This is a genomic window from Aromatoleum anaerobium (assembly GCF_012910705.2).
Lineage (GTDB): Bacteria > Pseudomonadota > Gammaproteobacteria > Burkholderiales > Rhodocyclaceae > Aromatoleum > Aromatoleum anaerobium.
Genome location: NZ_WTVG02000037.1, coordinates 220,406 through 244,885 on the forward strand (window position 1 = coordinate 220,406; position 24,480 = coordinate 244,885).

Consider the following 24,480-nt stretch of genomic DNA (forward strand, 5'->3'; position numbering starts at 1 on the left):
CCGCAGTGAGCGAGGCCGGCGGCGTTACCGGTGTCGTGGCTGGCGCGCAGGTCCGGCAGCAATGGTACGATCCACCCGCTGGCGGGGGCTCGGCCGGTCTCGTTGTCATTGTGGGCGTCAGTCGAGGAATCGACTATATTGCGTCGCAATATCCTCCGGCGTCGGGCATTCCGCGCCGCGGATGACGCGACCACCACAGGACCTAATTGATGGCTCAGACCCCTCCTTCTTTGATGCGCCGACTGTCGCTCGCGTTCGGCGCGTTCTTCTCGATCATCGGCAACCGCGACTTCGCCGCGCAGGTGATGCGGCTGCGCGCGGGTGCCGACGTCGCCGCCCCGGCCGCCCCGGCCGCCGCTGAACCCGCCCCGGACGTCCGTCCGCTGCGCGAAGTGCCGCACGAAGCCGCGTTGCAGCTGCTCGGCATGCTGCAGCGCGAAGCGCGCCTCGTCGACTTCGTCGCGGAGGACATCGCCGCCTATTCCGACGCCGATGTCGGCGGCGCGGCGCGGCTCGTGCACGCCGGCTGCCGCAAGGTGCTGGGCGAGCATTTCAGCATCGAACCGGTGCGCGCCGACGCCGAAGGCAGCCGCGTGACGCTCGCCGACGGTTTCGATGCTGCCGCGATCCGCGTCACCGGCAACGTCGTCGGCAAGCCGCCGTTCACCGGCACGATCAGCCACCGTGGCTGGCGCGTCACCGACGCACGCCTGCCGAAGCTCGCCGAACATCATGACGCATCGATCATCGCGCAGGCGGAGGTGGAGCTATGAGCGAGCCGCGTTTCGTCATCGGCATCGACCTCGGCACGACCCACTGCGCGCTGTCGTACGTCGACATCGCCGCGAGCGACGGCGAACATGCCGCGCAGCAGGTGCTGCAGATTCCGCAACTGACCGGCCCTGGCGCCGTCGAGGCGCTGCCGCTGCTGCCGTCCTTCCTCTACCTGCCGCACGAGAACGAGCTGGGCGAAGGCGACCTGACGCTGCCGTGGACGAGCGCGCAGGACTACGTCGTCGGCGAATTCGCGCGCTCGCGCGGCGCCGGCACGCCGATCCGTCTCGTGTCGAGCGCGAAGAGCTGGCTGTGCCATCCGGGCGTCGACCGCAAGGCGGCGATCCTGCCGAGCGACGCGCCGGACGAAGTCGCGCGGATTTCGCCGCTCGAAGCGTCGATCCGCTACCTCGCGCACCTGCGCGATGGGTGGAACGACGCGCAGCCCGACGCGCCGTTCGACGAGCAGGACATCACCGTGACGATCCCGGCGTCGTTCGATCCGGCCGCGCGCGAGCTGACCGCGGAAGCCGCGGCCACTGCCGGCTATCGCCACATGACGCTGCTCGAGGAACCGCAGGCGGCGCTGTACAGCTGGATCCAGATGAGCGAAGGGCACTGGCGCGACGAGGCGGAGCCCGGCGACGTCATCCTCGTCGTCGATGTCGGCGGCGGCACGACCGACCTGTCGCTGATCGCCGTCGTCGAACGCGACGGCAACCTCGAACTGCACCGCGTCGCGGTCGGCGAGCACATCCTGCTCGGCGGCGACAACATGGACCTCGCGCTCGCCTACGCAGTCGCGCGCAAGCTCGCCACGGCGGGCACGCAGCTCGACGCGTGGCAGATGCGCGCGCTCGCGCACGCGTGCCGCGGCGCGAAGGAGACGCTGCTCGGCGACCCGACGGTCGACGCCGTGCCGATCGTCGTGCCGAGCCGCGGCTCGAAGCTCATCGGCGGTTCGATCCGCACCGAGCTCGGCCGCGAGACGCTGACCGCGACGATCGTGGACGGCTTTTTCCCGTCGGCCCAGGTCAGCGACCGCCCGCTGTCGCGCGCCCGCGCCGCTCTCACGCAGCTCGGCCTGCCGTATGCGCAGGATGCGGCGATCACGCGCCACCTCGCGGCGTTCCTCGGCCGCCAGCTCGGCGCGACCGCCGAGCTCGAAGGGTTCGGCGCGCTTCATCCGGCCGACGCGAGCTTCCTGCATCCGACCGCGGTGCTGTTCAACGGCGGCGTGTTCAAGTCCGCGCTGCTCGCCGACCGCGTGCTGGCGACGCTCAACGGCTGGCTCGAAGCCGAAGGCGCCGCGCCGGTGCGCGTGCTGCAGCGCGCCGATCTCGATCTCGCCGTCGCGCGCGGCGCGGCGTATTACGGCTACGTGCGGCGCGGGCGCGGCGTGCGCATCCGCGGCGGCACTGCGCGGGCGTACTACGTCGCGGTCGAGTCCGCGATGCCGGCGGTGCCGGGCGTCGAGCCGCCGATCCAGGCGCTGTGCCTGGCGCCGTTCGGCATGGAAGAGGGAACGGAGGCGCAGCTGCCGGCGCAGGAGTTCGGCCTGATCGTCGGCGAACCGGTGCGGTTCCGCTTTTTTGGTTCGTCGGTGCGGCGCCAGGACGAAGTCGGCACGCTGCTCGACTTCTGGGGGCCGGACGAGCTGCAGGAGCTCGAGGAGATCGAGGCCAGCCTGCCGGCCGAAGGCCGCGCCGCGGGTGAGATTGTGCGCGTGAAGCTGCATGCGCGCGTCACCGAAGCCGGCACGCTGGAGCTCGAAGCGCTGCCCGCCGACGGCAGCGCGCGCTGGAAAGTGTCGTTCGACGTGCGCGGCGGACAGTCCTGAATGCCGTGAAACCTTACCTCGTCGGGATCGACCTCGGGACCAGCAACACCGTTGTCGCGTACGCGGCGCCGGGCGACGACGATATCGCGCTGCTGCCGATCGATCAGCTCGTCGCCCCTGGCCAGGTCGCGGCGCGATCGCTGCTGCCGTCGCTGCGCTATCACCCCGGCCCCAGCGAGCTGAGCCCGGACGACCTGCAGCTGCCGTGGGCGGTGAGCGATGTCGCCGGCGTCGAGCCGGTCGTCGTCGGCACGCTCGCGCGCGAGCTCGGCGCGCAGGTGCCGGGACGGCTCGTCGCGAGCGCGAAAAGCTGGCTGTCGCACGCCGGCGTCGATCGCGGCGCGCCGATCCTGCCGTGGGGCGCCGGCGACGACATCGCGAAAGTGTCGCCGGTCGCGGCAAGCGCAAGCTACCTCGCGCATGTGCGCGCAGCGTGGAATGCGCGCTTCCCGGACGCGCCGCTGGAGCGCCAGCAGGTCGTGCTCACCGTGCCCGCGTCGTTCGACGAAGGGGCGCGGGCGCTGACGCTCGAAGCGGCGCGGCTCGCGCAGCTGCCGGCGCTGCGCCTCCTCGAGGAGCCGCAGGCGGCGTGCTACGACTGGCTGTTCCGCCATCGCCTGAGCCTCGCGGCGGAACTGCAGGCGACGCGGCTGATCCTGGTCTGTGACGTCGGCGGCGGCACGACGGACTTCACGCTGATCCGCGTCGCCGTGGAGGACGGCGAACCGCGCTTGACCCGCATCGGCGTCGGCGACCACCTGATGCTCGGCGGCGACAACATGGATCTCGCGCTCGCGCATGTCGTCGAAGCGCGCCTCGGCGCGGCCGAGGGCAAGCTGTCCGCGGCGCGCTTCTCGCAGCTCCTGCAGCGCTGCCGCGGTGCGAAGGAGCAGCTGCTCGGCCCGGCCGCGCCCGAGCGCGTGACGGTGACGTTGCTCGGTGCCGGCAGCCGGCTCGTCGGCGGCGCGCGCTCGGTCGAGCTCGCACGCGACGAGGTCGAGCACCTGATCGTCGACGGCTTCCTGCCACGCATCGGCGCCGACGCGCGGCCCGCCCGGCGGCGCGCCGGCATCGTCGAGTTCGGCCTGCCGTATCCGGCCGATCCCGCGATCACGCGCCACCTCGCGGCGTTTCTGGAACGGCATGCCGCCGCGGCGCGCGAAGCGCTCGGTGCGGACGCGCCCGAAGCGCCCGAACTGCCGGTGCCCGACACCGTGCTGCTCAATGGCGGTGTGTTCCGCGCCGTTGCGCTGAGCGAGCGGCTGCAGCACGTGCTCGGCGGCTGGCGCGGCCAGGCGCTGCGCCTGTTGCACAACGACGACCCGGACGTCGCGGTCGCACGCGGCGCCGTCGCGTACGCGCTGGTGCGCGCCGGCCACGGGCCGCGCATCGGCGGCGGCTCGCCGCGCAGCTACTTTCTCGTCATCGAGGGCGACGGGCCGTCGCGGCGCGGCGTGTGCGTGCTGCCGCGCGGCACCGAGGAGGGCGTCGAAGTCCATCTGCCCGAGCGCAGCTTCGCGCTGAAGCTCGGCCAGCCGGTGCAGTTCCACCTCGTGTCGTCGGCCGCCGATACGCCCCATCGGGCAGGCGACCTCGTCGACATCGCCGGCGACGACTTCGTGCGCCTGCCGCCGATCGCGACCGTCATCCCGTCGGCGGGCAGCGGCGCCGTCGACGTGCCGGTACGAATCGTCGCCGCGATGACCGAAGTCGGCACGCTCGACATGCATTGCGTCAGCCTCGTCGAGCCCGCGCGCCGCTGGCTGCTGGCGTTCCAGCTGCGCGGCGACGGCGCAGCGCAGGCGGAGACGGTCGCGGCGCTGCCGCCGCGCTTCGCCGACGCGGTCGAAGCGGTCGACCGCGTCTTCGGCTCGCGCTCGCACGACCTCAGCGGCAAGGAAGTGCGCCAGTTGCGCGGCCAGCTCGACCACCTGCTCGGCAAGCGCGAAAGCTGGGACGTGCCGCTGCTGCGCGCATTGTTCGACGTGCTGTGGGAGCGCGTGCGCCGCCGGCGCCGCTCGGCCGAGCACGAGCGGCTGTGGCTGAACCTCGCCGGCTACTGCCTGCGCCCCGGGCTCGGCTATCCGCTCGACGACTGGCGGGTCGAGCAGCTGTGGACGCTGTTCGCGCAGGGCATCCAGTACGTGCGGGAGCGGCAGAACTGGTCGGAATGGTGGACGCTGTGGCGGCGCGCGGCAGGCGGCCTGGGCGCGCCCGAACAGCTGCTCGTGCTGCAGGCGGCGGGCGAACAGCTCGAAGCCGACGACGCCGCGCGCCGCGCCCACCAGCCGGTCGGGACGCGAGGCAGCCTCGAGGATCTCGTGCGCCTGGCCGCGTCGCTCGAGCGGGTCGAAGTCGAGCATCGCATCGAGATCGGCGAATGGCTGATCGAGCGGCTGCAGAAACCTGCGGAAAAGCACAACGCGTGGTGGGCGGTCGGGCGCATTGGCGCGCGTGAGCCGCTGTACGGCAGCGCGCACAACGTCGTGCCGGCCGACGTCGCGGCGCGCTGGCTCGGCGCGATCCTCGCGCTCGACTGGAAGCGCATCGAGCCGGCCGCGTTCGCCGCCGCGCAGATCGGGCGCATGACCGGCGACCGCTCGCGCGACCTGCCGGCAGAGCTGCGCGACGAAGTGGCGCGGCGTCTCGCGGCGATCAACGCCCCGCCGAGCTGGACCGCGATGGTGCGCGAAGTCGTCGTGCTCGAGGAGGCCGAGAAATGGCGCGCGTTCGGTGAATCGCTGCCGCCGGGCCTGCAACTGCTCGACCATTGAGTGCGCAACCCTCCCGGCATGCCGTCATTTGCGCTGCGCATCGCCGCGGCAATGCCTGCGTCCTGTGTCGCGCCGCTGCATCCCGTATATAGTCCTGCAGGTGCAATGCACCGGTTTTCGTTTGCTTTCAACAAGGAGAACACTATGGCATCGAAGAAACAGGACAAGCAGGAGAAGCAGGAGAAGGTGGAAAGAGGGGTGGCAAGGATCGACATCGGGCTGAGCGAAGTCGACCGCGCGAAGATCGCGGACGGATTGTCGGCGCTGCTCGCGGACAGCTACACGCTCTACCTGATGACGCACAACTTCCACTGGAACGTCACCGGGCCGATGTTCAACACGCTGCACGTGATGTTCATGCAGCAGTACACCGAGCAATGGACCGCGCTCGACCTGATCGCCGAACGCATCCGCGCGCTCGGGTTTCCCGCGCCGGGGACCTACCGGGAATTCGTCGAGCGCGCTTCGATCAAGGAAATCGAAGGGGTGCCGAAAGCGCTCGAGATGGTCCGCAGCCTCGTCGCCGCGCAGGAAGCGACCGCGCGCACCGCGCGCAGCCTGTTCCCGGTCGTCAACGACGCGAACGACCAGCCGAGCGCCGATCTGCTGACGCAGCGCCTCGAAGTCCACGAAAAGACCGCGTGGATGCTGCGCAGCCTGCTCGAAGACTGAACGACCTCCTGCGCCCCCGCAGCCTGCGCCGGCGCCTCGCGATTTACTGCCAGCCGCCGCCGAGCGCCTTGTACAGCGCGATGCGGTTCGCCGCGTCGGATTCGCGCACGGCGATCAGCTGGAGCTGGGCGCCGTACAGCGTGCGTTGCGCATCGAGCAGGCCGAGGTAGCTGTCGACGCCGCCCTTGTAGCGCGCCTCGGACAGCCGAAAGCTTTCGGCGGTCGCTTCGACGAGGCGGCGCCGCGCGTCGAGCTGCTCGGCGAGCGTCGCGCGTTCGGCCAGCGCGTCGGCGACTTCGCGGAACGCGCCCTGGATCGCCCTTTCGTACTGCGCGACGTTGATGTCGCGCTGGATCTCGGCGACGTCGAGGTTCGCGCGCAGGCGGCCGGCCTCGAAGATCGGGATGCGGATCTGCGGCACGAAGCTCCATGTGCCGGAGCCGCTCGAGAACAGGCCGTCGAGCGTGCTGCTCGCGCTGCCGGCTGCCGCGGTCAGCGTGATCGACGGGAAGAAGGCGGCCCGCGCCGCGCCGATGTTGGCATTGGCCGCGCGCAGCCGGCGCTCGGCCTCGAGGATGTCGGGACGGCGCACGAGGACTTCGGACGGCACGCCGGCCGGCAGCTCGGCGACGGCGGTCAGCGTGTCGGCAAGCTGCGGCGGCAGCAGTTCGGGCGGAACGCGCGTGCCGGCGAGCAGCGCGAGCGCGTTCTCGTCCTGTGCGACGAGCGCAGCGAAACGGGCGGCGTCGGCGCGGGCGTCTTCCTGCAGCGTCTCGGCCTGCCGCAGGTCGAGCGCCGACACCGCGCCGGCCTCGAAGCTGCGCCGCGTCAGTTCAAACGACTCCTGCCGCGTCTGGTAGGTGTTGCGCGCCAGCGCGAGGCGCTCGCGGTCGGCGGCGAGCGTCAGCCACGCGTTCGCGACTTCCGCGACGAGGCTGATCTGCGCACTGCGGCGCGCCTCCTCGGTGCCGAGGTACAGTTCCAGCGCCTGCTCGTTGAGGCTGCGCAGGCGGCCGAAGAAATCCAGCTCCCACACCGAGAAGCCGATCGTCGCGCTGTACTGCCGGCTGATCGTCGCATCGCCGTTGCCGCCGCCGTTGCTCCGCACGAGGTCCGCGGGCAGACGCTGCGCGTTCTGGCCGCCGCTCGCGCCGATCGCCGGGAACAGGTCGGCGCGCTGGATGCGGTACTGCGCGCGGGCACGCTCGATGTTGAGAGCCGCTACGCGCAGGTCGCGGTTGTTGTCGAGCGCCAGCGCGATCAGCTCGCGCAGGCCGGGCGCGGCGAAGAAATCGCGCCACGGCAGCGCGTCGGCTGCGGCAGCACTGGCCGAAACCGTGTCCGGCACCTGCGGGAAGGATGCCGGGACCGGTGCGGCCGGCCGCTGGTAGTCCGGCGCCAGCGTCGAGCATGCGCTCGCGACAGTGGCGGCCAGCGCGGCGGTCAGGAGGCGCAGTCGGGTCATCATTTGGCCTCCTCGGCGACGGGTGCGATGGTTGCGGGCGGAGCCGGCTTTTTCTTGAAGATGCGCATGATCACGACGTAGAACAGCGGAATGAAGAAGATGCCCAGCACGGTCGCGGCGATCGTGCCGCCGAGCACGCCGGTGCCGATCGCGTTCTGGCTGCCCGAGCCGGCGCCGGTCGAGATCGCCAGCGGCAGCACGCCGAGGCCGAACGCGAGCGAAGTCATCAGGATCGGGCGCAGCCGCATGCGCACCGCTTCGAGCGTCGCGGCGACGAGCTCCTTGCCTTCGTGCTCCATCTGCGCTTTCGCGAACTCGACGATCAGGATCGCGTTCTTCGCCGACAGGCCGATCGTCGCGAGCAGGCCGACCTGGAAATAGACGTCGTTCGACAGGCCGCGCCCGGTCGCCGCGAGCAGCGCCCCGAGCACACCGAGCGGAACTACCAGCATCACCGCGAACGGTACCGACCAGCTCTCGTACAGCGCTGCCAGACACAGGAACACGACCAAGAGCGACAGCGCATACAGCGCCGGCGCCTGCGCTCCGGAACGGCGCTCCTCGTACGAGGTGCCGGTCCATTCGTAGCCGATGCCGGCAGGCAGCTTCGCCATGATCTCCTCGACCGCGGCCATTGCGTCGCCCGACGACAGGCCTGGCGCCGCCTGGCCGAGGATTTCGACTGCCGGCTGGCCGTTGTAGCGTTCGAGGCGAGGCGAGCCGTAGCTCCAGTGCGCGGTGGCGAACGCCGACAGCGGCACCATCTCGCCCTGGCGGTTGCGTACGTACCACTTGGCAAGGTCTTCAGGCTTCATGCGCGCGTCCGCGTCGGACTGCAGATAGACTTTCTTGATGCGGCCGCGATCGAGGAAGTCGTTCACGTACGTGCCGCCCCATGCTGTTGCCAGCGTCTCGTTGATGTCCGCGACCGAGACGCCGAGCGCGCCGGCCTTGGCGTGGTCGATGTCGAGGCGGAATTCGGCCATGTCGTCCTGGCCGTTCGGCCGCACCCCGACGAGCCGCTTGTCCTGCGCAGCGAGGCCGAGGAACTGGTTGCGCGCGCCAAGAAGCGCATCGTGGCCGAGGCCGGAGCGATCCTGCAGGAAAATGTTGAAGCCGCTCGCGGTGCCGAGCTCGAGCACGGCCGGCGGCACGAACGCGAACACCATCGCTTCGCGGATCTGCGCGAACGCGCCCATCGCGCGCCCGGCCACCGACTTGACGTCCATTCCCGGTTCTTGCCGCTCGTCCCAGTCCTGCAGGTTGATGAACGCGAGTCCCATGTTCTGCCCGCTGCCGCCGAAGCTGAAACCGGCCACGGTGAAGATCGAGCGCACCGTGTCCTTTTCGGTCTCGAGGAAATGGTCCTCGACTTTCTTCAGCACCGCCAGCGTGCGATCCTGCGTCGCGCCGGCCGGCAACGTGACCTGGCTGAACATCACGCCCTGGTCCTCCTCGGGCAGGAACGAGGTCGGCATGCGCAGGAACAGCAGCGCGAGCACGGCAATGATCGCCAGATAGATCGCGAGGAAGCGCAGGCTGCGGTGCAGGATGCGCCCGACCGTCGACTCGTAGCGCCGCGTGTTGCGCGCGAACATCCCGTTGAACCAGTGGAAGAAGCCCGAAAACCAGCCGCCTTCGCCGTGCTCGTGGCCTTTCTCGACCGGCTTGAGCATCGTCGCGCACAGCGCCGGCGTGAAGATGATCGCGACCAGCACCGACAGCGCCATCGCCGCGGCGACGGTGATCGAGAACTGCCGGTAGATGACGCCGGTCGAGCCGCCGAAGAACGCCATCGGGATGAACACTGCCGACAGCACGAGGCCGATGCCCACCAGCGCACCGGTGATCTGGTCCATCGAGCGCTTCGTCGCCTCCTTCGGCGACAGGCCTTCCTCGCTCATGACGCGCTCGACGTTCTCGACGACGACGATCGCGTCATCGACGAGCAGGCCGATCGCGAGCACCAGGCCGAACATCGTCAGCGTGTTGATCGTGAAGCCGAACGCCGCCATCACGCCGAAAGTGCCGAGCAGCACCACCGGCACCGCGATCGTCGGGATCAGCGTCGCGCGGATGTTCTGCAGGAACAGGTACATCACGAGGAACACCAGCGCGATCGCTTCGAGCAGCGTCTTGACGACGCCCTGGATCGAGATCGCGACGAAAGGCGTGGTGTCGTAAGGCACCACCACCTCCACGCCGGCGGGAAAGTACGGGGCCATCCGGTCGAGCTGTGCCCGCACCGCCGTCGCGGTGTCGAGTGCGTTCGCGCCGGCGGCGAGCTTGATGCCGATCGCGGCCGCGGGCTGACCGTTGTAGCGGCCGACGGTGCCGTAGTTCTCGGCGCCGATCTCGATGCGTGCGACATCTTCGAGTCGCACTTCGCCGCCTTGGGCCGAGCTGCGCAGCAGGATGTCCTCGAACTGCCCGACTGTCTCCAGCCGGCTCTGTGCCGTGATCGACGCGGTAAAACCCTGTCCCTCCACCGCGGGCGTACCACCGAGCTGGCCGGCGGAAACTTCGTTGTTCTGGGCACGGATCGCCGCCTGGACGTCGCCTGGCGTGAGGCCGAACTTCACCAGCTTCGCCGGGTCGAGCCACACCCGCATCGCGTACTGGGAGCCGAACACCTGGACTTCGCCGACGCCGGTGACGCGCGACAGCGGATCCTGCACCGACGAGACGAGGAAGTCGGCCAGGTCGACCTGCTTGAGGCTGCCGTCCTGCGACACGAAGCCGACGACCATCAGGAAGTTGGCGGTCGACTTGGCGACCTGCACGCCTTGCTGCTGCACCGGCTGCGGCAGCAGCGGCAAGCCTAGTTGCAGCTTGTTCTGCACCTGCACCTGCGCGATGTCGGGGTTCGTGCCGGCGTCGAAAGTCAGCGTCAGCGAGGCGCGGCCATATGAATCCGACGACGACTTCATGTACAGCAGGCCGTCGAGACCGGTCATCTTCTGTTCGATGATCTGGGTGACCGAATCCTCCACGGCTTTCGCCGACGCACCGGGATAGCTGGCGTTGATGACGACCGTCGGAGGGGCGATCGACGGGTACTGCGACACCGGCAGCGTCAGGATCGACAGCGCGCCGGCGAGCATGATGACGATCGCGATGACCCACGCGAAGATCGGTCGGTCGATGAAAAAGCGTGCCATCGTCGCGTCCTCAGTTCTTCTGCGCGGCGGCAGGGGGAGCGTTTGCTGCCGCGGGAGGGGTCGCGCCGGCTTCGGTCACCTGCACCTGGGCGCCGGGGCGCACGCGCTGCAGCCCTTCGACGATCACCCGGTCGCCCTCGGCGAGGCCGGCGGTCACGACCCATTTGTCGCCGAGCGACTGCTCGGCGGTGACGCTGCGCGCCTCGACCTTGCTTTCGCCATCGACGACCATGACCTGGGCGTTGCCGCGCGGATCGTGGCTGAGCGCCGCATGCGGCACGAGCACGGCGTCGCTCTTGACGCCTTGCGGGAGCCGCGCGCGCACATACATGCCGGGCAGCAGTTCGGCGTGCGGATTCGGGAACACCGCGCGCAGCGTCACGCTGCCGGTGCCTGGATCGACGGAGACCTCGGAAAACGCGAGCCTGCCTTCGGCGCCGAAGACGCTGCCGTCCTCCAGCACCAGGCGCACGGGTACGGTGTCGCCACTTGCCCGTTGCAGCCTGCCTTCGGCCAGATCGCGCTTCATGCGGATCAGCTCGCTGCTCGACTGGGTGACGTCGACGTAGATCGGGTCGAGCTGCTGCACCGTGGCGAGGGCCTGGCTCTGGTTCGCCGTCACCAGCGCGCCGGGCGTGACCGCGGAACGGCCGATGCGCCCGGCGATCGGCGACGTGACGCGGGTGAATTCGAGGTCGATTTTCGCCTTGTCGATCGCCGCCTTCGCGGCCGCGACTTCAGCCTGGCCCTGCTGCAGCGCGGCCGTGGCGTCGTCAAAAGCCTGCTTGCTCACGGCGTTGATCCTGACCAGGTCGGCGTAGCGGTCGGCCTTGAGGCGCGCGGCGTAAACATTCGCCTCGGCGCGTGCGAGGTTCGCCTTGGCGCTGGCGTAGGTAGCCTGATAAGTCGCGGGATCGATCTGGTACAGCACCTGGCCCGCCTTGACGTCGCTGCCTTCGGTGAATGGGCGCTGTTTGATGATGCCCGTGACTTGCGGACGCACTTCGGCGATCAGGTAAGGCGCCGTGCGCCCCGGCAACTCGACGACGAGCGGCACCGCTTCGGTGTGTACGGTGACGACGGTCACTGTCGGGGCAGGAGGGGGGGGCGCAGCGGCGTCTGCCGAGCCCTGTTGCTTGTCGCTCCCGCAGGCAGCGAGCAGCACGGCGCTTGCCAGTGCAATGGCCACTGGCCGGAACAGCCGATTGCCGTTGATCCCCATGAATCGCCTCTCGAAATGGTTGGACCGGTGCCGGAAAGTGCGCACCGTCCGGGTGGGGTGCAAAAATAGAATGTTTATTCTAGAATGACCATTCTATGTTAGGATTTTCCGCAGTGCAAGATCGATGCAATACATCTTCAATATCTCCGGAGACCCTGCGAATGCCCCCCGACTCCGCCCCTCCCGACCCGCCGCGCGCCGAAGTCCGCCGCGCGCAGATTCTCGCCGCCGCGGGGGACTGTTTTCGCAGCAAGGGCTTCCACGGTGCGAGCATTGCCCAGATCTCCAGGATCGCCGGCATGAGTCCGGGGCATATCTATCACTACTTCGAAAACAAGGAGGCGATCATCGCGGCGATCGTCGCGCAGGACCTTGAACATGTCCTGGCGATGACCGCCTCGTTGCGCGTCGCCTGCAACATGAAGGAGGCGATGGTCGAACACGTCGCCGACGGCGTCGCGCGCAATCTCGAGCCGCGTACGGCGGGACTCAATCTCGAGATCCTTGCCGAAGCGGCCCGCAACCCGCATGTCGCCGAGATCGTCCGGTCGGCCGACCGCGTGTGCCGCGACAGCCTCGGGCGGACGCTGCGCGACATGCGCCGCGCGAGCGGCCATGACGACGACGAGGCGACGATCGCCGGCATGATCGAAGTGCTCGCCGCGATGTTCGAAGGGCTGGCGAGCCGCAGCATCCGCAACCCGCATCTCGACCGCGACGTCGTCGTGCGGCTGTTCCAGGGCGCGCTGCGCGACCTGCTCAGCCAAAATCCCTGACGCCTGCCTTCTCCGCGGCCCCACGAGGGCAGCCGCGGTGGCCGGGGATTGCTTCCGGAATACCCGTGAGGCATGAAAATCATTGTTTCGAGGTATTTCCGCGCTGAGCCCCGTCGGGTAGGTTTCAGTCTCATAGCTTGCGCGGAACGGATTCCTGTCCTTTCATGAACATCTCCAGCGGAATCAAGGGTTCCCACTGCCACGGAAGGGCGGGACACCGGACGTCGGAAGTCCGGCCTCGGATGTCCGCTCCCGGCGGCAGTGCGCGCCGGATTCACAGACGAGGTGTACTTTGGACGACCCTCTCAGCGACGGGCGCGCTCCTCCTCGGGAGTGGCTCCCCCCCGGCGGCGAAACGGGGGCGCTGGTGCGCCGCATCGACTGGGGACGGACAGCGCTCGGCCCCGTCGCGCAGTGGCCGGCGAGCCTCAAGACCGTCGTCGCGCTGGTGCTCGGGGCGGGCTTCCCGGCGGCCCTGCTGTGGGGCGAGGATCTCGTCCAGATCTATAACGATGGCTATCGGCCGCTGCTCGGCGCGCGCCATCCCGACGCGCTCGGGCGCAGCGCAAGGGACAGCGGGAGCGGAGCGTGGCAGGTTCACGAACCGCTGTGCCGCCAGGTGATGACCGACGGCGAGGCGGTCATGCTCTCCGAGCAGGTCGTCGAATCGCCCGGCGACGGCACCCTGCCGCTGTACGTGACGAACTGCTACAGCCCGGTCCGTTGCGAGGACGGGAGCATTGGCGGCGTGCTGGTGACGGTGATCGACGACACCCCGCGGATCCTCGCCCGGCGGCGCCAGGATGCGAGCGAGGCGCGCTACCGGGCACTTTTCGACTCGATCGACGAAGGGTTCTGCATCATCGGGATGATCTTCGATGAGCACGGAAAAGCAGTCGATTACCGCTTCATCGAGGTCAATCCGGCGTTCGGGCAGCACACCGGCCTGGTCGATGTGGTCGGCCGCCGGATACGCGAGCTGGTGCCGGAGAATGAATCCTCCTGGTATCAGATCTACGGCGAAGTGGCGCTCACCGGCGAGCCGGTCCGTTTTCAGCGGCGCGCCGGGATGCTCGACCGCTGGTTCGACGTCTACGCGTTCCGCTACGGCAAGCCGGACGAGCGGCAAGTGGCGATCGTGTTCAGCAACATCACCGACGAGGTGCGCACCGAAGCGGCGCTGCTGGCAAGGCATGTGCGCTTCTGCCGCCTGTCCGAAGGGCTCGAGCGGCTTGCGCGCGCGGACAGCAGCGCCGAACTCCTCGACCAGCTGCTGCGCGCGGCGCAGGAACTCGTCGGTGCGGACGGCATCACGGTCGAACTCGACAACGGCCGCTTCCGCTGCATCGGCAGGGGGGCGACGAACGGTGCGGTGTGGGAACGAAGCCACCACCCGCTCGTTGCGATCGTCACGGACTGGGCGATCCGGCGCCGCGAGACGGCGGTGATCGTCGACGTGCGCGACGACGATCGCGTGCCGCCGGCGGTTCTGGAAGGGGTATCGAAGCGCAGCCTGGTGATGATTCCAGTGGGCGGCGCGATCCCGTCCGGCGCTGTCGGCGCGTACTGGCTCGAGCCGCACCGGCCGGACGACGAGGAGGTCGCGGTGCTCGAAGTGCTGGCGCGCGCCGCCGGTACTGCGCTCGCACGGCAACTCGCGAGCGAGCGGCTGCGCCAGAGCGAGGAACGTTTCCGCGTGCTCGTCGAGGAAACCGCCCAAGCGGTCTGGGAAGGCGATGCCGCGGGAGCCCTGGTCGTCCATTCGCCGTCCTGGTCCGCCTACACCGGCCAGACTTTCGAGGAAATGGCAGGTTTCGGATGGCTCGATGCGATTCATCCCGACGACCGCCTCCGCGTCGAAAGGGAATGGCGCGCGGCGGTCGCCGGTCGGCGCGTGTTCGATACGGAACTTCGCCTGCATCATCGCCGGCGCGAGTGGCGCTGGGCCAACGTGAGGGCGGCGCCGCTCGTCGGGGCGGACGGCGAGGTCGAGAAATGGGTCGGCATGAACATCGACATCACCGACCGCAAAGAGGCGGAACAGCGCGCGCATGAAGCGGCGCTGCACGACCCGCTGACCGCGCTGCCGAACCGCCGGCTGATCTTCGAATATGCCGAGCACCTGCTCGCGGCGGCCGGGCGCAAGCACAGCCAGGGTGCGTTCCTGTTCATCGACCTGAACCGCTTCAAGCCGGTCAATGACCGCTACGGCCACGAAGCCGGCGACCGGCTGCTGCAGGAGGTCGCGTGCCGGCTGAAGGCGGGCGTGCGCAAGGAAGACATCGTCGGGCGGCTCGGCGGCGACGAGTTCATCGTCCTGCTGCCCTATCTCGAGCAGACGCAGGAAGCGATGAACATCGCGCAGTACGTCGTCGAAAGCGTGTCGCAGCCGTTCGTGATCCGCGACGCCGAAGTCTCCGTTTCACCGTCGATCGGCATCAGCCTGTTTCCGCAGCACGGCATGACCGTCGATGCGCTGATCCGCGCCGCCGATCTGGCGATGTACCAGGCCAAGCACTGCAGCGGCGGCGCTTATTTCGTGTATGCGCCGGACCTCGAACACCGCGACGACGTGTCGACCACGATGGAGGGTCGGCTCAGGCAGGCGCTCGCAAGAAACACGTTCGCGCTGCATTACCAGCCGGTGATCGACCTGAGAACCGGCGCCGTCACGGGAGCCGAGGCGCTCCTCCGCTTTGCCGGCGAGGACTGCGAAGGGCTCGGTCCCGGGCTCTTCATTCCCGTCGCCGAATCGTCCGGCCTGATCGGCGCCGTCGGCGAGTGGGTCACTGCCGAAGCGTGCCGTCAGCATATCGCGTGGGCCGCGGCGGGGCTGGGGCCGGTGCCGATCGCGATCAACGTGTCGCCGATCCAGTTCCGGCAGCGGCGCTTCGCGCAGCGCCTCGCGGACATCCTGCGCGAGTGCGGCATGAACCCGGCATCGTTGCAGCTGGAGATCACCGAAAGCACGGTGATGGACAACGCCGACGACGCGGCCGGGATCCTCGCCGCAGTCAGGGCGCTGGGCGTCAAGATCGTGCTCGACGGCTTCGGCACCGGCTGCTCGAGTCTGGTCCATCTCGGTTCACTGCCGCTCGACAAGCTCAAGATCGACCGCTCGTTCGTGCAGGGCATCACCGAGAGCTCGACGAGCCGCGCGGTCGTCGAGGCCGTCATTGCGCTCGGCCGCACGCTGGGGCTGGAAGTCGTCGCCGAAGGCATCGAAAGCGGCGACACGCTCGCATACCTGAAAGCGCACGGCTGCGACCAGGCCCAGGGGTATTTCCTCGGCCGGCCGCTGCCGCGCGACGAGTTCGCGCGGCAGTTCCTGCGCCACGGGAGCCAATCCTAGCGGCGCCCGTCGACGGCATGGGTCAGGAAAGGATCAGAAGTTGTGATTCACGCCGACCATGAGGTTCGTACTGTTCTCGCCCGTTTGACCGGCCGCGCTGGCGACGAATGTCGCATTTTGCGCGGAGTCGTTGTTCACCCGCGTGGCGAAGGCGTAAGCCGTCGTCCGTTTGGAAAGTGCGTGGCCATAGCCCACGGTCAGATTCGTCGCGTCCATGTCGGAATTCTCGTGATCGAGGCGGCCGATCGCGAAATGCAGCTTGCCGGCCGGACTGATCGGCGCAATCGCACCGACCTGATAGACCTTGTTGGTGTCCGAATCCTGCTCGACCTGCTGGTAGCTGGCCAGCAACGTGACGACGCCGAAATTGTAGGAGCCGCCCGCGTACCATTCCTTCTTGTCGTCGACGCCCACTGCGGCCGGCATGTCCCGGCCGAGGTGGTAGATCACGTTCGCGCCGACCGGTCCGTTCGCATATTCGGCGCCGATGCTGAAACGATCGCCCTGGCGGCGGTTTGTCGCCTGATTTTCCTCGCCGAACGCGTAGAGCGTGTTGACCGTGAGGCCGCCCATGTTCGGCGAAATGTAGTTCAGCGCATTGTTCGCGCGCGCCGGGCTCGCGGGCACGATCGTCGCGCCGGCCTTGATGCCGAGCATCGCCTGCGGCCCCCATGGAGTTCCGATGGCACCGTCGTATTTGAAGACATAGTAGCCGGGAGCGTATTGACGGCCGAGGCCGGCGAAGCCGAAGCCGCCTTTCAGACCGACGAATTGCTGCCGGGCGCGCAGTCCGGTGGTGCCGATGCCTTCGTTGGCATCGTTCAGGAGCCCATATTCGAGCGCAAACACGGCCGCCACACCGTTGCCCAGGGCTTCGGTGCCACGGAAGCCGACGCGGGAGCCGGTCAGGCCGCCCGAATCGATGCCGGTCTTTCTGTTGTCGCCCATTTTTCCGTAGCTGAGATAGGCGTCGACGACGCCGTAGAGCGTCACATTCGACTGGGCCATGACGGGCGCCGAGGCCAGATTGGCCAAAACAGCGCCGACTGCGACCACTGATTGTTTTTTGTTCATTGATTTCCTTTGGTGTGAGTCTGGATCGAGCGCTGCTAGCAGTGCGCGAACTGCGGTTTGCGCTTCTCGACGAACGCGTTCATGCCTTCCTTCTGGTCGGCGAGCGCAAAGGTCGCGTGCAGCGTGCGACGCTCGAACAGCAGCCCTTCGCTGAGCGGGCTCTCGTACGCGCGGTTGACCGATTCCTTCATCATCATCAGCACCGGCAGCGAATACTCGGCGAGCTGCGCGGCGGCCGCGAGCGCCTCGTCGAGCACCGTGCCGGCCGGGAAGATGCGCGCGACCAAGCCGCTGCGCTCGGCTTCCTGCGCGTCCATCAGCCGGCCGGTCAGGCACATGTCCATCGCCTTCGTCTTGCCGATCGCGCGCGGCAGGCGCTGCGTGCCGCCAGCGCCGGGGATCGTGCCGATCTTGATCTCGGGCTGGCCGAAACGCGCGTTGTCGGCGGCGAAAACGATGTCGCACATCATCGCGAGTTCGCAACCGCCGCCGAGCGCGACACCGTTCACCGCGGCGATGACCGGTTTGCGGAAAGTGCGCAGCCGCTCCCAGTTGCGTGTGATGAAGTCGGACTTGTAGGCGTCCATGAAGTCCATCGCGCGCATCGCCGCGATGTCGGCACCGGCGGCGAAAGCTTTGTCGGAGCCGGTCAGCACGACGCAGGCGATGTTCCGGTCGGCCTCGAACGCGTCGAGCGCGCGGCCGAGCTCGGTCATCACTTCATCGTTGAGCGCGTTATGCACTTCGGGCCGGTTGATGCGGATCAGGCCGACCTTGTGCCGGGTTTCGACGAGGATCACGGGATTCATCAGGATTTCTCCACGGCGGCGTTGGCGGCGTCGCCGAAAGTTTTCGCAGTCTCGCGCAGCTTGAACTTCTGCAGCTTGCCGGCCGGCGTGCGCGGCAGGTCGGCTACGATCTCGAGGCGCTCCGGGTAGTACTGTTTCGCGACCTGCTGGCTGTCGAGATACGCGGTGAGGTCGGCGAAAGTCAGCGTGCAGCCGGGTTTGAGCGACACGAACGCGCAGACGCGCTCGCCGAGCCGCCGGTCGGGATAGCCGACGACCGCAACGGTCGTGATCGACGGATGCTGGTACAGCAGGTTCTCGATCTCGACGACCGGGATGTTCTCGCCGCCGCGGATGATGATGTCCTTGCTGCGGCCGTTGATGCGGATGTAGCCCTCGGCGTCCTGATACGCGAGATCGCCGGTGTCGAACCACCCTTCGGCGTCGACGCTGTTCAGGTGCGGACGCTTCAGGTAGCCGGCGAACAGCGACGCGCCGCGGATCAAGAGGCTGCCGGTTTCGCCCTGCGACAGGCCCGCACCGTTCGCATCGACGATTTTTACCTCCACGCCGGGCAGCGCCCGGCCGTCGGAGACGCCGGATTTTTCGAGCGCGCGGGCCGGCTCGGTCACCGTCACCGCGCCGCACTCGGTCATGCCCCACGCCGAGCACACGAGGAGGCCCATCAGCTCCCAGGCGCGCTGGATCACGACCGGCGGAATCGGCGCGCCGGCGCAGTTGAACTTCGTGAACTGCGGCGACACCGGCGCACCGGCCTCGACCGCGGCGCACATGTCGGAGATGAACGCGGCCGACGCCATGCTGAAGGTGACGCCCTCGTCGCGGACGATCTCGAGCGCGCGCGCCGCATCCCAGGTCTCCTGCAGGACGGTCGTCGAGTTCAGGATCAGCGGCAGCATCGCGAGGTAGCCGTAGCCGGTCAGGTGCGCCATCGGCGAGGCGCCGAGGACGACATCGGAGGCGCCGAGCTCCATCCGCTCGATGTACGCGTGCAGGTTCGAGAACAGCGTGTTCGACGTGTGCATCACGCCTTTGGGCTCGCCCGTCGTGCCCGACGTGTACATCAGCAGCGCGACGTCGTCGGGGTCGAGCGCTGTGCCGGCGAGCGGCGGCAAGTCGTCGCGCATCAGCAGGCGCTCGAAGCTGTCGTCGCCGTCGCCATCGAGGACGACGACCTGTTTCAGATGGGGCAGCTTCGGCTGCAGTTCGCGCGCCATCGCGGCGTGGTCGAACTTGCGGAACACCGTCGGCACGATGAAGACTTTCGACTCGGCGAAGTTCAGCATGTAGGTGAGTTCGTGCTGGCGGAAGATTGGCATCACCGGGTTCGCCGCGGCGCCGATGCGCGCGCAGGCGAGCGCGAGCGCGACGAACTCCCAGCGGTTCGGCAGCTGGAAGCTCACCACGTCGCCACGGCCGACGCCGAGCGCGGCGAGCCCGCGGGCGATGCGCTCGACGCGGCGGTCGAGTTCGCGGTAGCTGAGCCGCACCGGCTCGGCCTGGCCGTCGCGATAGGCGACCACCGCCAGCTTGTCGGGGCAGTTCGCGAGCGCCCGCTGCAGATACACGTCGATCGTCTCGTCGCGCCACAGGCCGCGGGCCTTCATCGATTCCATGCGGGCGGTGAGCAGTACCGGGTCGAAGTTCATGTGTTGTTCTCCTTCACTGCCGGGCTTCAGCCCTGGACCAGCTTGCATTTGGATTCGTTGAGCGGCAGCGCGGCGTCGGACGCGGGAATCACGCCCCGGACGTGGTAGTAGTCCCACTGCTCGGTCGATTCGGCGGGCTTCTTGACCTCGAGCAGCAGCATGTCGTGCGCGAACTTGCCGTCGGCGCGGATGCGGCCCTTGAACAGTCCGTCGTCGATCTCGTTCGACTTGAGGTATTTCATCACTGTCGCAGTGTCATCGGTGCCGGTCTTCTCGACCGCCTTCAGGTAGTTGAGCACCGACGAATAGACGCCGGCCTGCGCCATGCTCGGCATCTTCTTCGTCTTGGCGAAGAAGCGCCGCGACCACGTGCGTGTACGATCGTCGCGGTTCCAGTAGAAGCCCTCCGTCAGCGTCAGCCCTTGCGCGGTCTTCAGCCCCAGCGCATGCACGTCGTTGATGAACAGCACGATCGGCACGATCGTCTGCTTCGACCCGGTGATGCCGAATTCCGCCGCCTGCTTGATCGCGGTGATCGTGTCCTGGCCACCGTTCGCGAGTGCGATGACGTCGGCCTTGGAGCTCTGGGCAGTCAGTAGGAAGGACGAGAAATCGGCGGTTGGAAACGGATGGCGCGAGATGCCGGCGACGGTGCCGCCGTTCGCGGTGAGGACGCGGCTCGCGTCGTTTGTCATCGCGGTACCCGCCGCGTAGTCGGCGGCGATGAAATACCAGTTCTTCCTGCCCGTGCCGACGACGGCCTTCGCGGTGCCGGATGCGAGCCCATACGAGTCATACACCCAGTGCACGGTGTTCGCGTTGCAGCGCTCGTTCGTGATCGACTGCGATGCGGAACCCGATACCAGCGCGAGCTTGTTCTTCTGCGCGGCGACGTCCATGACCGCGAGCGCGACGTTCGTCGTCACCAGTTCGACGATGACGTCGACGCGGTCGCGGTCGAACCAGCTGCGCGCGCGCTCGGCGCCGATGTCGGCCTTGTTCTGGTGGTCTGCGCTGGCGAGCTCGATCTTCTTGCCGAGCACGGTGCCGTCCTTCGCGAAATCCTCGACCGCCATCTGCGCGGCGACGACCGCGCCGCTGCCGGTGAAGTCGGAGTACGTGCCCGACATGTCGGTGAGCACGCCGATCTTCACGACTTCGTCGCTGACCTTCTGCTGGGCAAAGGCCGGTGTGCCCGACGCGATCGTCAGCACCGCAAGGCTGCTAGCGAGGACGCGCCGGCTCAGCCTGGTGTTGCCGCTCGTTGCTTTCGTTTCTGTTTTTTCTGGATGCATATCTCTCTCCACGTGTGGTCCACGCGCATGTGCGACGGGGACGCCCAAAGTTAGCGTCCGGAACTTTTTAAGTCAATAGATTGATATAAAAAGCGAGATGCAGCGTTCGTGAATGGTCCGGCAACCATTCGAGAAAATCTGTGTAACATTATGAATTTATTACTTAAAAATTATTTTTTCAGACCTCAAAAGAATTCTGTTACGCGTAAAAATAAGGAAAGGTATTGACACAAAACCCGAGAGCTTCCTAGAATCGGTCGGACTTGATAAGGAGGAGAAAAATGGATTTCAGTCTCAGCCCCGAGCAGCAGGCGCTCGTCGACACCGCGAACCGCTTTGCCCGCGAGCGCCTCGCGCCGGGCTACAAGGCGCGCGAGAAGGCCGAGCGCATCGAGCGCGAAGTCATCCGCGAGATGGGCGAACTCGGTTTTCTCGGACCGGAGCTGTCCGAGGAGCACGGCGGTCTCGGCGTCGACTGCCTCACCAGCGGGCTGCTGCTCGAACAGATCTCGTACGGCGACTTCAACGTGTCGTATGTGAACCTGCTCACGTCGCTGTGCGGCCAGATCGTCGCCGGCCATGCGCGGCCCGACATCGCGAAGGAGTGGCTGGGTCAGGTAATCGCCGGACACAAGACGATCGCGATCGCGTTGACCGAGCCGAGCGCGGGGTCCGACGCCGCGCGCCTGAAGCTCAAGGCGGTGCGCGACGGCAAGGATTTCGTGCTCAACGGCGAGAAGACGTCGATCTCGATGGCCACGCAGTCCGACGTCGCGGTGGTGTTCGCGCGCACCGGCGCCGAGGCCGAGCGCGCCCGCGGCATCAGCGCGTTCCTCGTACCGATGGACCTGCCCGGCATCACGCGCACGGCGTTCGACGACATCGGCACGCGTCCGGTCGGCCGCGGTTCGATCTTCTTCGACGACGTCCGAGTGTCGGCCGAGATGATGCTCGGCGACGAAGGGCAGGGCTTCGTGCAGGTGATGCAGGGCTTCGACTACAGCCGCGCGCTGATCGGTATGCAGTGCATGGCGGTCGTGCGCGCGTCGCTCGACGAGACGTGGCGCTATATCCAGGAGCGCGAGGCGTTCGGCAAGAAGATCGGCGAATTCCAGGGAGTCACGTTCCCGCTCGCCGAAGCCGAGACGATGTACGAAGCCTGCCGCGCGCTATGCCTGCGCACGCTGTGGCTCAAGGACCAGGGGCTGCCGCACACCGCGGAGGCCGCGATGTGCAAGTGGTGGGCGCCGAAGCTCGCCTGCGAAATCATCCACCAGTGCCTGCTGACGCACGGCCATGGCGGCTACGCAGCCGACTACGACTTCGGCCAGCGCTACCGGGACGTCATGGGGCTGCAGATCGGCGACGGCACCGCGAACATCATGAAGATGATCATCGGGCGCGAGAAGCTCGCGGCGCACCGGGTCTGAGGCGGCGCTACAGCTTCGCCATGTTCCGCTGCAGGAGGCTCACGTAATGGATGAACTGCAGCCGGTCGTCGAACGAGAAGCCCTTGAGCGCCTGGTCGTAGAACGCGTGGATCGGCTCAGCGAGCTTGACCCACAGCTCCTCGCCTTTGGGGCTCAGCTTGACCTTGCGCGAGCGGCGGTCTTCCTCGCTGGTCACGCGTTCGATCAGGCCGTCGCGTTCGAGGCGGGTCAGCAGGCCGGCGAGATTCTGGCGGCTGACGAGCAGGAAGCGGGAGAGCTCGTTGATGCCCATGCCGTCCTTCGCCTTCGGCCGGGACAGCGCGCCGAGCACGGACCACTGCTGCGTCGTCACGCCGAACTCGTCGAGCGCCTGCGTGCCCTTCGTGTGCAGCGTGTTCGCGGCCTGGAAGAAGCGGAAGAACAGGCGGTTGCTGATCTCGATCGTGGCGAGGTTCTTGGCGGTGGAAACGTCGGTCATCGGGTGGGTGGTCAGGGTTCGAACGGCGCCCATTGAAACGCAAACAGCGGCCCGGACGCAAACGGGCCGGAAATTGAGCGGTATCCAACAGAGGAGCAGCAAATGAGAGGAATCAACGGAAAAGTCGTCATCGTCACCGGCGGCGCCGGTGGCATCGGTTCGGCAATCTGCCGTCGCTTCGGCGAGGAAGGCGCGAAAGTCGCAGTGTTCGACATCAACCGCGACGCGGCCGAGGCGGTCGCCGCGGACATCCGCGCGAAAGGCGGCGCGGCGCACGCGTTCGCGGTCGATCTGACGAAGCAGGATTCGGTGATCACCGCGGTGACGGCCGCCGAGGAGGCGCTCGGGCCGACCGACGTGCTGGTCAACAACGCCGGCTGGGACAAGATCGGCAACTTCCTCAGCACCGACAAGCCGCTGTGGGACAAGATCGTCGCGATCAACCTGTACGGCGCGCTGTACATGCACCACGCGGTTGTCAAGGGCATGGTCGAGCGCGGCTCGGGCCGTGTCGTCAACATCGCCTCCGACGCCGGCCGCGGCGGCTCGTCGGGCGAGGCGGTGTATTCGTTCTGCAAGGGCGGCCTGATCGCGTTCTCGAAGACGATGGCGCGCGAACTTGCCCGCCAGCAGATCAGCGTCAACGTCGTGTGCCCCGGTCCGACCGACACGCCGCTGCTCGACGACATCTGCGGCGAGGGCGAGAAGGGCGAGAAGCTGCGCACGGCCTTCACGCGCGCGGTGCCGTTCGGCCGGCTCGGCCAGCCCGACGACCTGCCCGGTGCGGTTCTGTTCCTGTCGAGCGACGACGCGTCCTTCATCACCGGCCAAGTGCTGAGCGTGTCGGGCGGCCTGACGATGGCCGGCTGAGCGCCGCCTTGCAAACCTGCATCGAACATCCAGAGGAAATCAAAATGGAATACCAGGACATTCTGTACACGAAGCAAGACGGCATCGCGACGATCACGATCAACCGGGCCGCGCAGTACAACGCGTTCCGCGCGCAGACCTGCGAGGAGATGATCCACGCGCTGAAGGACGCGGACTACGACCGCCAGATCGGCGTCGTCGTGCTGACCGGCGCCGGCGACAAGGCGTTCTGCACCGGCGGCGACCAGGGCACGCAGGACGGCGGCTACGGCGGCCGCGGCGTGATCGGCCTGCCGATCGAGGAAGTGCAGAGCGCGATCCGCGACATCGCGAAGCCGGTGATCGCGCGCGTGAACGGCTTCGCGATCGGCGGCGGCAACGTGCTCGTGACGATCTGCGATCTGGCGATCGCCTCCGACCGCGCCCAGCTCGGCCAGGCGGGGCCCCGCGTCGGCTCGGTCGACCCCGGCTTCGGCACCGCGCTGCTCGCGCGCGTCGTCGGCGAGAAGAAGGCGCGCGAGATCTGGTATCTGTGCCGCCGCTACACCGCGCAGGAAGCGCTCGCGATGGGCCTCGTCAATGCGGTGGTGCCGCACGACCAACTCGACGCCGAAGTGAAGAAGTGGTGCGACGAGATCGTCGAGAAGAGCCCGACCGCGATCGCGCTCGCGAAGAAGTCGTTCAATGTCGACACCGAGATGATCCGCGGCATGGGCGGCCTCGCGATGCACGCGCTGAAGCTGTATTACGAGACGGCCGAATCGGCCGAAGGCGGCAACGCGTTCCGCGAGAAGAGGAAGCCGGAGTTCCGCAAGCACGTCAAGTAAGCGCTCGCGCAG

At 67.8% G+C, this 24,480-nt stretch carries 17 protein-coding genes; 9 read left to right on the forward strand and 8 right to left on the reverse strand.

Translation table 11 applies throughout. The annotated features are described in order from the left end of the window. Positions 1 to 209 precede the first annotated feature (209 nt). From GO606_RS07060 to GO606_RS07075, 4 genes are all read left to right on the forward strand, one after another. Positions 210 to 773, forward strand: a complete 564-nt coding sequence (locus tag GO606_RS07060; RefSeq protein WP_169117987.1) for a DUF2760 domain-containing protein — start codon at positions 210 to 212, stop codon at positions 771 to 773. Then, the gene (locus tag GO606_RS07065) at positions 770 to 2,614 is read left to right on the forward strand and encodes an Hsp70 family protein (protein ID WP_169117988.1); all 1,845 of its coding nucleotides are present in this window, start codon (positions 770 to 772) and stop codon (positions 2,612 to 2,614) included. Before GO606_RS07060 ends, GO606_RS07065 begins: the two co-directional genes overlap by 4 nt. A gap of 5 nt (positions 2,615 to 2,619) precedes the next feature. After that, positions 2,620 to 5,388 (forward strand): Hsp70 family protein, encoded by a 2,769-nt coding sequence (locus GO606_RS07070; protein ID WP_169117989.1) that lies wholly within the window; start codon positions 2,620 to 2,622, stop codon positions 5,386 to 5,388. Between the two features lie 144 nt (positions 5,389 to 5,532). Further along, positions 5,533 to 6,060, forward strand: a complete 528-nt coding sequence (locus GO606_RS07075; protein ID WP_169117990.1) for a Dps family protein — start codon at positions 5,533 to 5,535, stop codon at positions 6,058 to 6,060. Between the two features lie 43 nt (positions 6,061 to 6,103). On the opposite strand, the gene adeC is transcribed toward GO606_RS07075, so the two are convergent. Genes adeC through GO606_RS07090 form a run of 3 tightly spaced genes read right to left on the reverse strand, consistent with a single transcriptional unit; the run spans position 6,104 to position 11,908 of the window. Further along, a complete protein-coding gene (gene adeC, locus GO606_RS07080; RefSeq protein ID WP_169118028.1) occupies positions 6,104 to 7,525 on the reverse strand; it encodes an AdeC/AdeK/OprM family multidrug efflux complex outer membrane factor in 1,422 nt (473 codons plus the stop codon). After that, entirely contained in the window at positions 7,525 to 10,686 is a 3,162-nt protein-coding gene (locus GO606_RS07085) for an efflux RND transporter permease subunit (protein WP_169117991.1), read from the reverse strand. Before GO606_RS07085 ends, adeC begins: the two co-directional genes overlap by 1 nt. 10 nt (positions 10,687 to 10,696) lie before the next feature. Continuing rightward, on the reverse strand, positions 10,697 to 11,908 hold the full coding sequence (locus GO606_RS07090; protein WP_211166577.1) for an efflux RND transporter periplasmic adaptor subunit: 1,212 nt from the start codon (positions 11,906 to 11,908) through the stop codon (positions 10,697 to 10,699). A gap of 161 nt (positions 11,909 to 12,069) precedes the next feature. On the opposite strand from GO606_RS07090, the gene GO606_RS07095 reads away from it, so the two are divergent. Further along, positions 12,070 to 12,684, forward strand: coding sequence for a TetR/AcrR family transcriptional regulator (locus tag GO606_RS07095; protein ID WP_169117992.1), 615 nt, complete (start codon positions 12,070 to 12,072; stop codon positions 12,682 to 12,684). Positions 12,685 to 12,976: 292 nt separating this feature from the next. Beyond that, positions 12,977 to 16,036 (forward strand): sensor domain-containing protein, encoded by a 3,060-nt coding sequence (locus GO606_RS07100; RefSeq protein ID WP_169117993.1) that lies wholly within the window; start codon positions 12,977 to 12,979, stop codon positions 16,034 to 16,036. Positions 16,037 to 16,069: 33 nt separating this feature from the next. Here GO606_RS07100 and GO606_RS07105 read toward each other — a convergent pair whose 3' ends face one another. The 4 genes from GO606_RS07105 to GO606_RS07120 are packed head-to-tail and all read right to left on the reverse strand — an operon-like array spanning position 16,070 to position 20,863. Then, complete coding sequence (locus tag GO606_RS07105) at positions 16,070 to 17,110, reverse strand: porin (RefSeq protein ID WP_169117994.1); 1,041 nt, start codon at positions 17,108 to 17,110, stop codon at positions 16,070 to 16,072. A gap of 35 nt (positions 17,111 to 17,145) precedes the next feature. Then, a complete protein-coding gene (locus GO606_RS07110; RefSeq protein WP_211166578.1) occupies positions 17,146 to 17,919 on the reverse strand; it encodes an enoyl-CoA hydratase in 774 nt (257 codons plus the stop codon). Then, positions 17,919 to 19,568, reverse strand: a complete 1,650-nt coding sequence (gene aliA / locus GO606_RS07115) for a cyclohexanecarboxylate-CoA ligase (RefSeq protein WP_169117995.1) — start codon at positions 19,566 to 19,568, stop codon at positions 17,919 to 17,921. Before aliA ends, GO606_RS07110 begins: the two co-directional genes overlap by 1 nt. A 26-nt stretch (positions 19,569 to 19,594) precedes the next feature. Further along, a complete protein-coding gene (locus GO606_RS07120) occupies positions 19,595 to 20,863 on the reverse strand; it encodes an ABC transporter substrate-binding protein (protein WP_169117996.1) in 1,269 nt (422 codons plus the stop codon). Between the two features lie 281 nt (positions 20,864 to 21,144). On the opposite strand from GO606_RS07120, the gene aliB reads away from it, so the two are divergent. Beyond that, a complete protein-coding gene (aliB, locus tag GO606_RS07125; RefSeq protein WP_169117997.1) occupies positions 21,145 to 22,293 on the forward strand; it encodes a cyclohexanecarboxyl-CoA dehydrogenase in 1,149 nt (382 codons plus the stop codon). Between the two features lie 7 nt (positions 22,294 to 22,300). Here the strand turns inward: aliB and GO606_RS07130 are convergent, their stop codons facing one another. After that, complete coding sequence (locus GO606_RS07130) at positions 22,301 to 22,771, reverse strand: MarR family winged helix-turn-helix transcriptional regulator (protein ID WP_169117998.1); 471 nt, start codon at positions 22,769 to 22,771, stop codon at positions 22,301 to 22,303. A gap of 102 nt (positions 22,772 to 22,873) precedes the next feature. Between GO606_RS07130 and badH the strand changes: the two genes are divergently transcribed. Together badH and badI are read left to right on the forward strand one after the other, a co-directional pair. Further along, a complete protein-coding gene (badH, locus tag GO606_RS07135) occupies positions 22,874 to 23,641 on the forward strand; it encodes a 2-hydroxycyclohexanecarboxyl-CoA dehydrogenase (RefSeq protein ID WP_169117999.1) in 768 nt (255 codons plus the stop codon). Positions 23,642 to 23,685: 44 nt separating this feature from the next. Next, positions 23,686 to 24,468, forward strand: a complete 783-nt coding sequence (gene badI / locus GO606_RS07140) for a 2-ketocyclohexanecarboxyl-CoA hydrolase (protein WP_169118000.1) — start codon at positions 23,686 to 23,688, stop codon at positions 24,466 to 24,468. Positions 24,469 to 24,480: the final 12 nt, after the last annotated feature.